The following is a 14,759-nucleotide window of genomic DNA, read 5'->3' as shown; positions in this document are numbered from 1 at the left end:
GAAAACATGATTATTATTGATGACTTATTGACGAAAAACGAAGTTGCTCAGTTTCGTCAGCAGCTTACTGATGTGCCCTTTGTTGATGGCAAGAACACAGCGATGGGTATGGCTGCAGGCGTCAAAAATAACGGTCAGGCAGATGCACAGGACAAACGTGTTCAGCAGCTGGCTAACCAATTGCTAAGCAAATTAGGTAACCACCCCAAAGTTATATCCGCCGCCCTTCCTCAACGTATTTTCCCGCCGTGCTTTAACCGCTACAGCGAATCGCAAACCTATGGCTATCACGTAGACGCCGCCATTATGCGTATTCCGAATACGCCCGATGTCTTACGCAGCGATATGTCGATGACGATTTTTCTTACTGACAAAGACGAGTACGAAGGCGGTGAACTTGTTATTCAGACAGGATTTGGCGAGCAAAGAATCAAATGCGATGCAGGTAGCGCAATAATCTACCCATCTTCAAGTCTACACAAGGTGACGCCTGTCACTAAAGGCGAGCGTATTGCCGCTATCACCTGGCTGCAAAGTATGGTGAGCGACCAACAAATGCGTGAAACCCTTTTCCAGCTTGACCAAAGTATTCAGTCGCTAGTTAACGCGGGCACCGCAGAGCGAGAGCAGCTTGATGGACTTCATCATGTTTACCATAACTTGGTAAGAAAGTTTTCTCAGCTTTAACCTCAATTCAACACAAGTACAATTTGTCACAAGCATTAGCGCGAAAGCTTTCTTAAAAACGAAATAAAGTCGCAGTCGATAGGGTCCTATACTAAAGGTGTAACGCAGTTGTATATTACTGGGTTTATTCTATTAACACTTTCTTTTTAAACTTTGTGCTGGGGTACTTGAATGAAATATAAAACACTTTTTAGCGCCCTTCTTTTTATGGTTTGTTCAAGTATGGCCTTAGGACAAAACGGCGAAACCGCTAGCTTTTCTATCACACTGAATGATAGCGATGGTGAGCCTGTCGATAACGGCGTGTTTCTTTTTGAGCCCCAGTTTGAGCCGGATGCACATCAGATGCCGCAGCAAGAACCAGCCGTAATGAATCAAATAGATAAACAGTTTGAACCTCACGTGCTTGTGGTAAAAGCCGGTACTGAAGTGACTTTCCCTAATGCGGATAACTTGTTTCACCACGTCTATTCTTTTTCTCCCACAAAGCAATTCGAACTGAAGCTTTATAAAGAGTTTACGGCAGAGCCTTTACGCTTTGAAAATGCAGGTATTGTGGATATTGGCTGTAATATTCATGATTGGATGCTGGGGTATATTGTTGTTTCAGATTCTCCTTATTTTGGTAAAACTGATACTCAAGGGCAATCTTTAATTTCACTTCCTCATGGTGAGTACACCGTCCGTTTTTGGCACCCGCAAGTGGAAGGTGAAAAAGCGCTCCCTGCACAGTCCATTTCTGTGTCTGCCGATACTCAAGTAACATGGGCACTTAATACAAACATAATTAGGGATGACGGATTCGATTCTGGTTTCGGCGACTATTGATGCGGTTTGTCACTCAATCATTAGCCCTATTGTCGTTAGTTTTCTCTATCGCAAGCTACGCAGAAACAGACTTTTTGTTGCGCGGAACCTGGGCGCTGAAAGAAAACACACAAAGTTTTCAAGACTTTGGCCAAAACCACCAGCGATTCGAAGGTGATGGCTTACACCTTTCTCAAGCCGTTATCTCAACCAACCTGCGTTTGTTTGATGATTGGACATTATCTGGTGTTTTAAACGCTTACAGTGACGGTGAGGAACGACTCAACTTTTCTCAGCTATATTTAAAATATCGGCCACTTAGCGCCTCATCTATAAAGCCAGAAGTAAAAGTAGGTGCATTTTATCCTGCTATTTCAGCTGAAAATACAGACATTGCTTGGCTATCACCTCACTTCCTCACTAACTCAGCCATAAACAGCTGGATCGGAGAAGAACTCAGAACCGCTGGCGTTGAACTGAGCTTTAGACAAAATGGCAGGCAAGTGCGAAGCAACTGGTCATGGAAAGTATTGGGCAGTGTATTTAAAGGTAACGACACCACAGGTACGTTACTTTCTTGGCGTGGCTTTGCACTTCACGATAGACAGTCACTTTACAACGAACGGGTGAATTTTTTACCTATACCAGGTGTCATCGATGAAGATAGATTGGGTGCTCCTGCATGGACCGAACCCTTTAGGGAAATAGACAATCGCTTTGGCTATTATTTCGGGGCGCACGTGGCGTACAAGCGCAGTGCTGAAATGCGCTATTACTATTACGATAACAACGCAGACGCCAATACAGTCGAGTCTGATCGCATCTACGCATGGCATACACGCTTTCATTCGTTAACGCTTCGCTATATGTTTAACCCTAACCTTACGGTATTTTCTCAGTTGCTGGTGGGCGACACTCTGATGGGTGAAAGTATTGTAGATAACGATTTTAAAAGTGGCTTTGTTGCTGCTGTATATAGCATGACTCCATATATGCTTGCTGCACGTGCTGACTGGTATCAAGTGAATGATAATGACAATTACGCGCTCGACCCTAATGGCAGTTTAGGGCGTGCGCTTACCATCAGCGCTGGGCGCAATATTAGCAAACACTTCTCAATAACCGCCGAGTGGCAAATAAACTCAGGCACTCAGCAAAACCTTCGCTTTTTTCAAGACAGCGAGCACTTTACCGAGCACTTGTTCCAGTTGGCACTTACAGCCACTTTCTAATTAACCTGCTTTCCATCAGAGTTATCTTTTTGCGTATTTAATCGACTTATATTGCTATTCTTTTCTAAAATAAACGCTTAGCGCAATCTGGTAGATTTTCAAAATCAAAACCCATGTTTTTCAGATTTTTACTGCCCAGTATCAGACTTCCAAAGGTACGATATTCAAGAGCTAAGCTTTTTTCAAATTGACGTTTGGCCACTTTCGGAAACGCTTTTTCCTCGATAGTTGAAAGGTACTTTTCTTCTCTTTTTTTGTTTAAGTATTTTTTAAATTGCGCTTTTGCAAATTTCACGGTTTCCACTTCCTTTTGAGAAAGTGCCGCTTCTACATCCAAGGCATAACTTCCATTTTCGTGTCGCCGAACAAAATACAAATAACTGCGAAGCGCCGTTACATCAAGTTGCTCAAGCCCATAGCTAACATACGTTAAACTGTTCACTACATGTGCTTTTACTTGTTCATTGACTTGCCCTTCTATTTCGAAAATATGATTGGCTCGTGTCAGTTCTGTAACAATCAAATGTGACAAGGCAGTCGAAGTATTTCCCATTACCGTTAAATGACGAGCGGCATTATTTCGATGTTTCATAGGAACATCTCTGCGCTGCATAAGAGTCAATAATGCGAATAAATCATCGTTTTTTGCGTGTGCAATGAGATCTTGTAAGTCCAGTTCTGCATAAGGCGCTAGCAAAGTAGCATTTGGTGATTCAAACACTGAATCTTCGGCGGCTAGTAAAATATCACCTCTCTCGATATCCCACTCTAAAGATTCTTTTTCGACTATTACACTCTCTGAATGCTCGGGCTCCGCTTCTATGGAACACCATCGACTTGCGCTGTGACTTTCTGGCGACAAAGAAACGTGAGGTTCGCTTTGCAGAATCGTTTGCGTTGAGTGAGATTCCTCTTGAAGACTAAGTTGGTGTACTCTTTCTTCGCTAGCCCTCTTGTTTGCGTAATTTGTATTGGGTTCAGCTCCAGATGAAACATCAAGCAAGTAGTAAAATAAAACCGCGACAATACCAATCGCAGCTATAAGTAACTTACGGTCCATCTGGTTAATTCCCTTTATCTAGTTTTAGCTCGTCTTAGCGAACTTATGAACTCTCAGCGACTTCAATAAGGTCGAAGGTGGTGGCGTCGTCACCTTTGACCATAACCTGACATTGACCCCAGCTTTGTGGAATATGCCAAACATGAGCCTCGGCTACGGTGAACTTTTCTCGATGAGAATCACAGCGCACTTCAACCGTATCAAGGTCGCCCTGTATATTATCAAAAGCAAACTTATTTCTTACCAGCGTGTGGAACCAACGTCCGTTGTCTCCCATGCTTACGGGTACCTTAAGATTTTTTTCAGACGCAATAGATGTTTCAATCTGATTTACTATTGCGGCAATTTCGTCAATACGTGGTTGTTGCTCATCCATTTCTTGAAGCCTGCTGTACGACTTTAGGGCTTCTGCGTAATACCCGCGCTGCGCATCAAGAAGTATTTTCCTTTGTAATACGTAAGCCACATAATCGTCATCAAAAACGGCATTGTTAAAACGCTTTTGTCCATTACTGGCAAGTAAACGCGTTAGGCTTTTCGCTTCTCTTTCAATGTCGCCTTGTTCTCTTGCAATCTGTGACTCCAAGTTGAGCAACCAAGCATTCTCGTACCGATTTAACGTATCCCAGTTCAATAGCTCTTTAAGCGCTTCGTCTGCCGCTTCAACATTACCTGCTTTGAATATTTTATCTACGTTTTTATACGCTTTAATAAATTTGCGAGTGGCGCCAGTTTTTCCGTTAATAGCAAAATCCATTTGAACCGCTTGATGGCATTGTTGAGTAGGTTCGCCATCTTTTAATGCAGGGTTATACTGCCACTTCTTAACTGCTGATAGTGCACTGCGTTTGAAAGACGGACTTCCGAAGAAATCTTCGACAACAGGGTCTTTCACTCGACCTTCTTCATCGATAACGTAGCTTAATCTAACCCATCCTTCACGGCCTTTTCTCACGGCTGTAGTCGGGTATCTGGGATTCACTCGCTCAAGAGGAGTAGCAGGTGTGAATGCGGTTATTCGCTCAACTTCATTGGCTTTCGCTTCTGCAAGGGCTTTTTCTTCTGCTTCATCACAGGGAATGCTAAGTTCTTGTGCAGCTATACTTGAGGTACAAGCCGAAAAAAATAACACAGCGAGTGTAAACGGTTTTCGCTCAGCTATGTGGGCACGCCATGAAACATTTGTGCTGGCGCTTTTTTTAAAAAGCGAACGTTTAGTCGTTACGGCCCAAATCATGTTTATCATCCTTAATAGTTGTTTTAACGATTAACGCATTCTAAGTTTATAAGCTATTTCTTGTTTGCCGACTTTTCAAGCGATGCATCAGGCACATTTTTGATCATCATCTGCTCTTTACGCTTGGTCATCATTTTAGCAAGCCTACGCATGCTTACCGTGGTGTCTTTTTCATCTACGATATCAACACCTAACAAGCGTTCTAGCAAGTCTTCTAGCGTAAGCACCCCTTCTAAACCACCGTATTCGTCGACTACCAGCAGCATATGTACATGTTTATTGATGAAGTGCTCGAAGGTGACTGACAGCGGCATAGTGTTTAACACGGTAACCATGTCTTTGGCATATTCTGAAAGTGGCTTGTCGGTGTTTCCTCTCGCCTGCGCGACCAACAAGTCAGAGCGCATAACGTAGCCAGTAATGTTCTCAGAGTCACTATCTTCAAACACAGGTATACGTGAAAACTCAATATTTGCGTGCTTATGGAAAAACGCTTCCACCGTCATCGACTCTGAGACTTTAAACAGCGCCGTGCGGTGGGTAATTGCGTCTTTCACTTTCAGCTCGTGCAAGCTTAACAAGCTTTGTAGAAACGCCGCTTCGTGATTGGCTAACTGCCCTTCCTGCCCTGACAATTCAGCCATAGCATGAAGTTCACTGCGGCTTAACCCGCGAAGTGGGCTGTCTTCTTTAAAGCCTTTCGTCATTAGCTCAGACATTTTAACGAACGGCATAAGTACAATTGAAAGGTATTTAAGAAAATATGCGGTTACCGGTGCTAATGCCCGCCAATAGGTAGCGCCAAGTGTCTTTGGAATAATTTCTGAAAAGATAAGAATAAGCAGCGTAAGCACTGCTGAAATAACACCTAAATAGGCATCGCCGAACACTGCGGCCGCTTGCGCACCTGCGCCTGCCGCCCCCATAGTATGAGCGATAGTGTTCAGCGTTAATATCGCTGATAAAGGCGTATTTATATTATCGGTTTGCTTACGTAATAGCGCACCACTGGCTTTACCCTCTTTTTCTAGAACAGAAATGTACGCAGACGAAACACTCAGAATTACAGCCTCTGCAATGGAGCACAAAAAAGAAAAGCCCAGTGCAATGAAGACGTACACAATAAGTAAAAGCATGTAGTTATTCCAAGCGTCCTTGTAGGTTTAAACGCGTTTTAATTTTAATTAGATGAACGACTATTATGGATAATAGAGCGGGATATACAAGCGCTCTATGAATATCATTTAAGCACTTTAATATGAAAGGCATCCGCTGGGCTACGGTTAGCCGCAGCACGCCGAATGTTGCTCTTGGTTATGACGGTGTTGCTGCAGCTTTTTCACGCCCAGCCTCACCATAAGCCCAGTCAACAGGATTGCACATAATCCGTAGATTATCTGAACACTTGCCCCGTGCTCATGAACGTGGCTGGTTGTTTTTATCATTGAAGATAAAGAAAGCGAGGACACCAAGTAGTTAAGTGCATAACCAAAACCTATACTTGCAGAGATAACACTGAAAAGGTAAAGCACTAACGTTCGCGTGCCCATTTCTTGTTTGATCATGCCCATGGTTGACACGTTAGTGGCAGGCCCTGCCATTAAAAATACTAGCACAGCACCTGGTGATAGCCCGGCAGCCAGAAAGCCAACCGCTAGCGGTGTAGACGCGGTGGCGCATATGTACATAGGAATACCTATAAGTGCCATAACAAGCATGGCGACCAAACCATCTCCCCACTGGGTAAGAAAGTCGGTAGGCACCCAGGTTTTTATAGCGGCGGCGAGCGCTAAACCAATAAGTAGCCACACCACAATATCTTCGAGCAACTTGCCGCTAGCATATGAAAGCACGCTTGTGATTTTCGAAGGCGAAGACTCGGGTAGAGGCGTGTCTGTTCTTTCGTGGCTATGAGAATGTGTTTTTTCGCTTGCACAGCAGGAGGTGCTGGCCTGTATTTGTGATTCTGGTTTGGGTGCTTGCTTTGACCCACAGCACGAGGACTCCGTCACCTCAGACTGTCGTTGTTGAGTTTCTTCTGCTTCTGCGAAAAAACGTACCATCGAACCAGCATAAATGGCGCTTGTAATGGCCGCGATGGGTCTAACAATGGCATATAGAGGCCCAAGCAATGCGTATGACACAGAGACACTGTCTACGCCAGTCTCGGGCGTAGATACTAAAAAAGATATCGTTGAAGACTTAGAAGCACCACTTCGGCGCAAACCAAGTGCTGCCGGAATAACGCCACATGAACAAAGTGGCAAAGGCGCGCCGATAATAGCTGCTTTGCTAATCGAGCCAAATGATGCGCTACCCATGTGCTTTTCAAGAAAAGAGACAGGCACTAACTCATGCATCACTCCTGCGACCAGTAACCCCAACAGCAGCCATGGCGCTGATTCCATGAACAACGCAAGAAAATTTTGCCCTAGTAAAATGATATCTGACACATAGCCTCTCTTGTAACCCTGACATAAGCTGCCTTACTTGCAGACATACACTACTCGTGTACAAAGTCACCTAGTCTTAAACGCTGTAAATAGTAACAGATATAAAGTGCGACAGAAAATCAACAAAACTGATTAGGTCAATTGTAGAAGCATAAAAATGGCCAGTACAAATGTACTGGCCGAATGTTGACTATCTCGAGAGTGTGCTTTTTAAACTCAGAGGTCAACCATGAAAAATCGTATCAGTGCCCAATTAGCTATTGAACTGCTTATTCTTGTGTGGCCTTTTGTTGTGACTCCTTTTTAAGCTTAGACACTACAGAGAAAGCTTCGAGCATGACGAGTACTGAAACCACCAGCACTACTGCGTCTAAGAAGACCAACAAATAGTTTCCTTCTACGTAGTACTCTTTAAGCTTTATCAGGCCAGCAAAGAAAGCCATGATAAGCACAAAAACCATTGGAATGAGCGTATATTTCGCTGGTCGGCCTAGTTTAATCAGCATAACCGAGATTACTAACAGCGTTAAACTGGCTAGTATCTGGTTGGTAGAGCCAAATAAAGGCCAAATAATCATACCGCCACTGCCTGACGCACCACCTGCACCGAAGGCCAGCAATAGGCAACATCCAACGGCTACAAGCGTCGCAACTACGCCGTTTTTCAGTGCACCGATAGAATAGATATCGCCCCACTCTTGTATGATGTAGCGCTGTAAGCGCACACCAGAGTCCATCGTTGTACCTGCAAACAGTACAACCATTACCGCAAGGATCGTTGAAGAGAAATCTACTGGCAATCCCCAGCCCTGCTGAATTAAGTTCGCACCACCGGTGATAAACGCGCCTACGCTGCCAGCGCCTAAGTGGCTGTATACCTCGTGCCACTCTTCAGGTGATGCAGCGAACGCGACACCACTTACTGCCACTATGGTAATAAGTGCCAATGAACCTTCACCAATTGCACCCAAATAACCAACAAAGCGCGCGTCTGTTTCTTTGTCGAGTTGCTTAGAGCTGGTACCCGATGACACTATGCCGTGGAAACCAGAAACCGCACCACACGCAATGGTAACGAACAGTAATGGAATGAGACTTGGTGAATCAACCGCAGTTTGCGTATTAAATGCCGGCGCTGTGATATCCGGCATTGCAAAGAATACCGCACCGTAAAGTAAGAATAAGCCAACAAGCAGCTGCATACCGTTAATGAAATCACGAGGCTGTAGCAACATCCAAACTGGTAGTAGGGAGGCAATAGCAGCATAAACAAAAAGAATGATTATCCAATTCGCTTTATCGGCCAAACCAAACATGGTTTCCGGTAGACTCAGTGGAATATAACTGCCTGCATAGACCGAGGCGTAAAGCACGATAATGCCGACAAGGCACAAAGGGATAAGGCTGAAGTTACGCTTTAACAACTGACCGATAATCAATGCAACGGCAATCGCCATCCACGCAGGGAAAACCGCATTGGGCTGAGACACAAAAGAATTAGCGATAACAACACCGAACACAGCGTTAACCATAAGAAGGACTAGGAATATTACTATCATGAAAAGCGCACGGGAGCGTTTACCGATAACGCTCTCAGAGAGTGCTCCCATGGATTTTCCTTTATGACGAGCGCTTGCCCATAGCGCGCCCATATCGTGGACACCGGCAAACAAGATAGTGCCGAAGACAACCCAAAGTACGGCAGGAACCCAGCCCCAATAAACTGCGATTGCTGGCCCTACTATGGGTGCTGCGCCTGCTACTGAGGTAAAATGATGGCCCCATAACACTACTTTATTGGTAGGAACAAAGTCGACACCATCTTGCATGGTATGGGCTGGGGTTACAAAACTATCATCCAGTTTGAATATGCGGCTCGCAATAAATTTTGAATAGACGAACCAGCCGAACAACATTCCAATGATGCCCAGTATCACTATGGCAATAGACTGCATATTATTATCCTAATATTGTTTTTCTAAAGCCTTTGAAATTCTAGCGTGTATCAGAGTTCAAAAGGCTCTAGCCTGTCTTTTAACATTAAACCATTTGTCGCCATGGTTTAACGCCATTGTAAGACTAAAGTCTAACTCGAACTTAGTTTTTTCCAACTCTTCATACCACTTGGTTGATTTTTTACGACTCTGATTCGCACAAGCTTGAGCCAAAACGGTTACTTAACGTAAATTTTGGTCAAATAAGAAATCAGCACTTTAAATAAGATGCATTCTCGTTTATAACTACGCTCTTTTTTTGGGGCGGATAAAAATATGGCATCACCTAAATTTCACATGGCTTTTCGCAAATATCACCGTTGGCTTGGTTTTTTTCTCGCGGGCATAATGGGTGTATACGCTATCAGCGGCATTCTTTTGATATTTCGCCCTACCGATATATTGAAGTATGAACAAGTCCAGACCAGGCAATTTGAAGCAAACCTATCAGGTGAAGAACTGCTGCCTTTGCTTAAAATGAGAGGCAGTAAAGTCACAAGTGAAAACGTAGACGAAATCGTACTTAATGTAGGCCAGTACAATAAAGCTACGGGTGAAGCCACTATCACCAAAAAAGATTATCCACTTGTACTCGCCAAAATGGTGAAGCTACATAAGGCGACCAACAACAGCCCACTATTCTGGCTGAATATAAGCTTTGGTTTAGGTTTGCTGTTTTTTGTGATTTCCGCGTTTTTGATGTTTGTTCCCAAACTACCCATGTACAAGAATGGGCTTAAAATTGCCGGTATCGGCGCTATCGTTACTGTATTAACATTAATCTTTGGTTCGTAAATTTTGCTTTGTAGTGTTTGCTTCGTTGTGATGGCTTCTAAATATTCGTTTAGTTAAGTCTGTGTCATGGCGCGCTTAGTACGCATACTGAACGGTATGCGTACTGGCTAATTAGAATCAGATGGCAGAGAGAAAAAAGGATTTCATCGACCTGTAAGTGGTCTCCGACTCTGGCGTTTTATAGAAAATCAAATATTCGGCGTGGGATAGCCCTTCAAAGATTTCTATTTGCGCAACACCTCCACTATCACGTATTGCACGACTCACTCTTACCGTATCGCTTAAAAACATGTCTCGCGTCCCTGTCACCAGCAAAGTTGGCGGGAATGCTTCAAAAGAACTGTAAAGTGGCGATATAGCAGGGTCTGTTAGTGCTTTTTTGCCAGCATATAGTTTTGCGGCAGCTTCAAGTACCCCATCGTAGGTCACCAACACACCATCTATACCCTCATTTGTAGAAAGGCTATCGCTGGTTTTGGTAAGGTCGGCCCAAGGCGTGCCTGCATACACAGCTTTGGGTAGAGGGCTTTTGCTGCTGATGAGATACTGGACTAGTGAAAGCACTAGACCACCTCCAGCCGATGTTCCTCCCACAAATACATTTCCCTTACCAGCTCGGTCGAGTAAAGCATTGTAAACTGCAACTACGTCATTCAGTGCAGCGGGAAAAGGAAACGTTGGTGGCATCCTATAGTCAACGCTATATACCACGATACCTAACCGTTCAGCGACGAGAAGCCCTTCTTCGATACTCGGCAAACCGCCAAAAAGCACAAACGCCCCACCATGAATATCAAGATAAACCTTGTCTTTAAATTCAGGAGTAATCGTTCTAGGTGTCAGCTTGCGCACTACCACATCATTTAAATCAATAAGCTCAACATCCACGTTAAGCTCTTTCTTCATTTTTTTAATCTTTTTCTTTTGTTCGCTATTTCTAGCGTGAACATAGTTTCTCCATGCGTCATTAGTACGAGGCGTACTCGCTACTATTTCTTCTTTGGCGAAGTGGGGAAATGCTGAGATGCTTTCTATGAGCGCCTCACTGGCTGCTTGGGGTAATGGTGGCTTATTGCTGTGCATAGGGCTTGTAGTAGTAGGAGTAAATAACAATGCAAGTACGTACATCAGTAGGTATATTAATTTCATAATGAATAAACGCCTTACGTAAATGTGTAGCTTTGTATAAGAGTTAAGGTACGTGAACAAAGCTGTAATACCAATCCGCATAAATGTAAAGCTTAGTCTGATTTGCGGCTTCAATTGCTAGCATTCACCTAGACCTAGATGCGCCTTTTCTAGGTAGTCTGAAAAAACTGCACTAAGTACAGGTTATATCTAAATTGCATTTTGCTATGCTAGCTTATACTTTACTCACTACCGTTAAAATGATTACGACTTTTTTTAAAAGCGAAGGGATACTAAATCGCACGCTTTAGCTAATAAGTACACAACCTTAGGGATGAAGATGAAAAGCTTTTCTATACACAAACTACTGTTCTCACTAGGACTCGCTGTATCTACAGTAACAACCGCTATTGCCAACGATGATAGCCAAACGTCAGTTTGGAAAGTATCTAATGGGGAAGACGCGGTATATGTAGGTGGCACTATCCATATTTTACCTATTTCTGAATTCCCTCTTCCGAGTGAATTTACCGACGTTTATGAACAAGCAGACACACTAGTGTTCGAAGTCAAAATGCCAGCTCCCACAGACATTGAAGGCCAACAGAAAATGATGGCAGGGCTCGCCTACGCGGAAGGTAAGTCGCTCAAAGATGATGTATCAGAAGAAACCTATCAAGCCCTTAATGCTTATTTAGCTAACTTCGGCGCTACTGCCGATCAGTTAGCTCGATTTAAGCCGGGTATGGTTGCATCAATGCTAGTTGCTATGGAAGCACAGCGCTCTCAAATGGCTGGGCAAGGGGTAGATGCCTACTTCATGCAGTTAGCAGCACGCGATGGTAAAGCAAGCGAATACTTAGAATCACTAGATTTTCAAATCAACATGCTTGCGAATATGGGCGCGGGTGAAGAAGATCGCCTTATTTCTGAAACGTTAGAAACCTTACCAGAGCTAAAAGACATGCTACAAAGCACTATTAAAGCATGGCGAAACGGTGACACTGATCAAATTGACAAGTTGGTGGTAGACACATTCAAACGTGAATCTCCTACCTCTTATGATGATGTGTTTACCAAGCGTAATCAAAACTGGCTACCTCAAATCGAAGCTATGTTCGGCGATGAAGACCAAGAGTTTGTTTTAGTGGGTGCGGGGCATTTAGTGGGTGATGACAGCGTTATTGCCCTATTAGAAGCTAAAGGTTACAAAATAGAACAAATGTAATTCGCCTTTGGCACAGGAAGTTCTAGACTAAAGCTAGGCAAATGCCTAGCTTTTTTATATCAACATTTGGTTAAAATTAGACTTAGACTTAGACTTAGACTTAGACTTAGGCTTATGTCTAAATTGAAACGTTTATTCAATGGTATACACTTTGACTAGGTTGCGAACGGTTTTAAGCTTCCAAGTACGGTAAGGTATGCACGTTAAAAATAAAGGCTTCACTTTAATAGAGCTAATTATAGTAATTGTTGTGCTTGGCATACTTGCTGTTACTGCTGCGCCTAAACTTTTAAACATTCAAAAAGACGCGCAAGTGGGCGCGCTACAGGGCTTAAAGTCTGCCTTAGTCGCTTCTTCAGATATTGTCTATGCAAAATCACTCCTTGAGGGCGTTCAAAGCAGCGCTGATACCACCTTAACTTCAGGTATTCGCGTACGTTATGGCTACCCTTACGCAACACAAACAAATTTGAAACTCGTAGCAGACTTCACCGAAGTAGATTGGAAATTAACAGGCTCGGCCCCTGAAGTTACCTTTACTCTAGAAAGACAAACTAGCGGCTTTAGCAATGATGAGATTGAAGAAGACGAAGTATGTAAGCTTACCTATCGCCATCCTAATCGAGGTGACAAACCCACTATAACCGTTAATAACTGTAATGCGTAACACAACCTTCGCGCAGTATTAGCAGAAACTTTTCGCGCTTTCACACTCTCTTCTAGAAGCCTTCATTTCACGCAGAGTAACGGGCGTGAGTGTTGTGCCTTCTGCCCCCCCATACCGCAGGGATGTGGTGTTGAAGCTCTCACATTAAAGCTGAGATGGGTTTACGGCGTGTTTTTGATGTGGCCTCACTCCCGAAGATTCAAATCGCAGGCATAAAAAAAGCGCACCTAAGTGCGCTTTTTTTGGCTTGTGTTGCTAAGTCTAGATTAGTCTAGGATCTTAGATACAACACCAGCACCTACTGTACGACCACCTTCACGGATTGCGAAACGAAGACCTTCTTCCATCGCGATCGGAGCAATTAGCTCAACTTTGAATTTAAGGTTGTCACCAGGCATTACCATTTCTACGCCTTCTGGAAGCTCTACAGCACCAGTTACGTCAGTTGTACGGAAGTAGAACTGTGGACGGTAGCCTTTGAAGAATGGAGTATGACGGCCACCTTCATCTTTAGATAGTACGTATACTTCTGCTTCGAAGTTAACGTGTGGAGTGATTGAACCAGGCTTAGCTAGTACTTGACCACGTTCAACTTCATCACGCTTAGTACCACGTAGAAGAACACCAACGTTCTCACCTGCACGGCCTTCGTCAAGAAGCTTACGGAACATCTCAACACCAGTACAAGTAGTCTTAGTAGTGTCTTTGATACCTACGATTTCTACTTCTTCACCAACCTTGATGATACCTTGCTCAACACGACCTGTTACAACAGTACCACGGCCTGAGATTGAGAATACGTCTTCGATTGGAAGGATGAACGGCTTGTCGATTGCACGCTCTGGCTCTGGGATGTATGAATCAAGCGCTTCACCAAGCTCGATGATTTTCTTTTCCCACTCTGCGTCGCCTTCAAGCGCTTTAAGAGCTGAACCTTGGATAACTGGTAGGTCATCACCTGGGAATTCGTATTCGTTAAGAAGTTCACGAACTTCCATTTCTACTAGCTCTAGAAGCTCTTCATCATCAACCATGTCACACTTGTTCATGAATACGATGATGTAAGGAATACCAACCTGACGACCAAGTAGGATGTGCTCACGAGTCTGAGGCATAGGGCCATCAGTCGCAGCTACTACTAGGATACCACCGTCCATCTGAGCAGCACCAGTGATCATGTTTTTAACGTAATCAGCGTGTCCTGGGCAGTCTACGTGTGCGTAGTGACGAGTAGGAGTGTCATACTCTACGTGTGAAGTAGAGATGGTGATACCACGAGCTTTCTCTTCAGGCGCGTTATCGATTTGATCGAAAGCCTGAGCAGAACCACCGTAGGTCTTTGAAAGAACTGTAGTGATAGCTGCAGTAAGGGTAGTTTTACCGTGGTCAACGTGGCCGATTGTACCCACGTTTACGTGGGGTTTCGTACGTTCAAACTTTTCTTTTGCCATTTTTCTCGTTTCCTAAGTTA

Annotated in this window: 13 protein-coding genes; 6 read left to right on the top strand and 7 right to left on the bottom strand. The window is 43.9% G+C overall.

The window, feature by feature from the left end; translation table 11 throughout:
* The first annotated feature begins 6 nt into the window (after window positions 1-6).
* The 3 genes from ACXAFM_RS11305 to ACXAFM_RS11295 all read left to right on the top strand — a co-directional run bounded on the left by ACXAFM_RS11305 (window position 7) and on the right by ACXAFM_RS11295 (window position 2,726).
* Window positions 7-687 (top strand): Fe2+-dependent dioxygenase, encoded by a 681-nt coding sequence (locus tag ACXAFM_RS11305; RefSeq protein ID WP_474829525.1) that lies wholly within the window; start codon window positions 7-9, stop codon window positions 685-687.
* A 171-nt stretch (window positions 688-858) separates the two neighbouring features.
* A complete protein-coding gene (locus ACXAFM_RS11300; protein WP_474829523.1) occupies window positions 859-1,515 on the top strand; it encodes a methylamine utilization protein in 657 nt (218 codons plus the stop codon).
* Window positions 1,515-2,726, top strand: a complete 1,212-nt coding sequence (locus ACXAFM_RS11295; protein ID WP_474829522.1) for a porin family protein — start codon at window positions 1,515-1,517, stop codon at window positions 2,724-2,726. The genes ACXAFM_RS11300 and ACXAFM_RS11295 overlap by 1 nt, the downstream gene beginning before the upstream one ends.
* A gap of 64 nt (window positions 2,727-2,790) precedes the next feature.
* Here the strand turns inward: ACXAFM_RS11295 and ACXAFM_RS11290 are convergent, their stop codons facing one another.
* From ACXAFM_RS11290 to ACXAFM_RS11270, 5 genes are all read right to left on the bottom strand, one after another.
* Complete coding sequence (locus ACXAFM_RS11290) at window positions 2,791-3,786, bottom strand: hypothetical protein (RefSeq protein WP_474829520.1); 996 nt, start codon at window positions 3,784-3,786, stop codon at window positions 2,791-2,793.
* Between the two features lie 43 nt (window positions 3,787-3,829).
* A complete protein-coding gene (locus tag ACXAFM_RS11285) occupies window positions 3,830-5,023 on the bottom strand; it encodes an energy transducer TonB (RefSeq protein ID WP_474829518.1) in 1,194 nt (397 codons plus the stop codon).
* 53 nt (window positions 5,024-5,076) lie between these two features.
* On the bottom strand, window positions 5,077-6,159 hold the full coding sequence (locus ACXAFM_RS11280) for a CNNM domain-containing protein (RefSeq protein WP_474829517.1): 1,083 nt from the start codon (window positions 6,157-6,159) through the stop codon (window positions 5,077-5,079).
* Window positions 6,160-6,306: 147 nt separating this feature from the next.
* Entirely contained in the window at window positions 6,307-7,476 is a 1,170-nt protein-coding gene (locus tag ACXAFM_RS11275) for an SO_0444 family Cu/Zn efflux transporter (protein ID WP_474829515.1), read from the bottom strand.
* A gap of 269 nt (window positions 7,477-7,745) precedes the next feature.
* Complete coding sequence (locus tag ACXAFM_RS11270; RefSeq protein ID WP_474829513.1) at window positions 7,746-9,431, bottom strand: carbon starvation CstA family protein; 1,686 nt, start codon at window positions 9,429-9,431, stop codon at window positions 7,746-7,748.
* A 315-nt stretch (window positions 9,432-9,746) separates the two neighbouring features.
* Here ACXAFM_RS11270 and ACXAFM_RS11265 point away from each other — a divergent pair, with 315 nt between their 5' ends.
* Window positions 9,747-10,265 carry a hypothetical protein gene (locus tag ACXAFM_RS11265; protein WP_474829511.1) on the top strand — a complete coding sequence of 173 codons (519 nt, stop codon included), beginning with the start codon at window positions 9,747-9,749 and terminating at the stop codon, window positions 10,263-10,265.
* A 117-nt stretch (window positions 10,266-10,382) separates the two neighbouring features.
* Here the strand turns inward: ACXAFM_RS11265 and ACXAFM_RS11260 are convergent, their stop codons facing one another.
* On the bottom strand, window positions 10,383-11,414 hold the full coding sequence (locus tag ACXAFM_RS11260) for an alpha/beta hydrolase (protein WP_474829508.1): 1,032 nt from the start codon (window positions 11,412-11,414) through the stop codon (window positions 10,383-10,385).
* A 319-nt stretch (window positions 11,415-11,733) separates the two neighbouring features.
* On the opposite strand from ACXAFM_RS11260, the gene ACXAFM_RS11255 reads away from it, so the two are divergent.
* Window positions 11,734-12,621: a TraB/GumN family protein gene (locus ACXAFM_RS11255; protein WP_474829506.1), complete on the top strand. Its 888-nt coding sequence runs from the start codon at window positions 11,734-11,736 to the stop codon at window positions 12,619-12,621.
* A 196-nt stretch (window positions 12,622-12,817) separates the two neighbouring features.
* Complete coding sequence (locus tag ACXAFM_RS11250) at window positions 12,818-13,288, top strand: prepilin-type N-terminal cleavage/methylation domain-containing protein (protein ID WP_474829504.1); 471 nt, start codon at window positions 12,818-12,820, stop codon at window positions 13,286-13,288.
* Between the two features lie 266 nt (window positions 13,289-13,554).
* Here ACXAFM_RS11250 and tuf read toward each other — a convergent pair whose 3' ends face one another.
* Window positions 13,555-14,739 (bottom strand): elongation factor Tu, encoded by a 1,185-nt coding sequence (tuf, locus tag ACXAFM_RS11245; protein ID WP_012519826.1) that lies wholly within the window; start codon window positions 14,737-14,739, stop codon window positions 13,555-13,557.
* Window positions 14,740-14,759: the final 20 nt, after the last annotated feature.

This window comes from Alteromonas sp. ABD4_190, assembly GCF_056160105.1.
This window is presented reverse-complemented; position numbering and strand designations above follow the sequence as displayed.

Coding starts and splice junctions, on each gene's coding strand:
- ACXAFM_RS11295 (WP_474829522.1), top strand. CDS start 1,515: ATGCGGTTTGTCACTCAATCATTAGCCCTATTGTCGTTAGTTTTCTCT.
- ACXAFM_RS11305 (WP_474829525.1), top strand. CDS start 7: ATGATTATTATTGATGACTTATTGACGAAAAACGAAGTTGCTCAGTTT.
- ACXAFM_RS11265 (WP_474829511.1), top strand. CDS start 9,747: ATGGCATCACCTAAATTTCACATGGCTTTTCGCAAATATCACCGTTGG.
- ACXAFM_RS11260 (WP_474829508.1), bottom strand. CDS start 11,414: ATGAAATTAATATACCTACTGATGTACGTACTTGCATTGTTATTTACT.
- ACXAFM_RS11270 (WP_474829513.1), bottom strand. CDS start 9,431: ATGCAGTCTATTGCCATAGTGATACTGGGCATCATTGGAATGTTGTTC.
- ACXAFM_RS11255 (WP_474829506.1), top strand. CDS start 11,734: ATGAAAAGCTTTTCTATACACAAACTACTGTTCTCACTAGGACTCGCT.
- ACXAFM_RS11280 (WP_474829517.1), bottom strand. CDS start 6,159: ATGCTTTTACTTATTGTGTACGTCTTCATTGCACTGGGCTTTTCTTTT.
- ACXAFM_RS11250 (WP_474829504.1), top strand. CDS start 12,818: ATGCACGTTAAAAATAAAGGCTTCACTTTAATAGAGCTAATTATAGTA.
- ACXAFM_RS11290 (WP_474829520.1), bottom strand. CDS start 3,786: ATGGACCGTAAGTTACTTATAGCTGCGATTGGTATTGTCGCGGTTTTA.
- ACXAFM_RS11300 (WP_474829523.1), top strand. CDS start 859: ATGAAATATAAAACACTTTTTAGCGCCCTTCTTTTTATGGTTTGTTCA.
- tuf (WP_012519826.1), bottom strand. CDS start 14,739: ATGGCAAAAGAAAAGTTTGAACGTACGAAACCCCACGTAAACGTGGGT.
- ACXAFM_RS11285 (WP_474829518.1), bottom strand. CDS start 5,023: ATGATTTGGGCCGTAACGACTAAACGTTCGCTTTTTAAAAAAAGCGCC.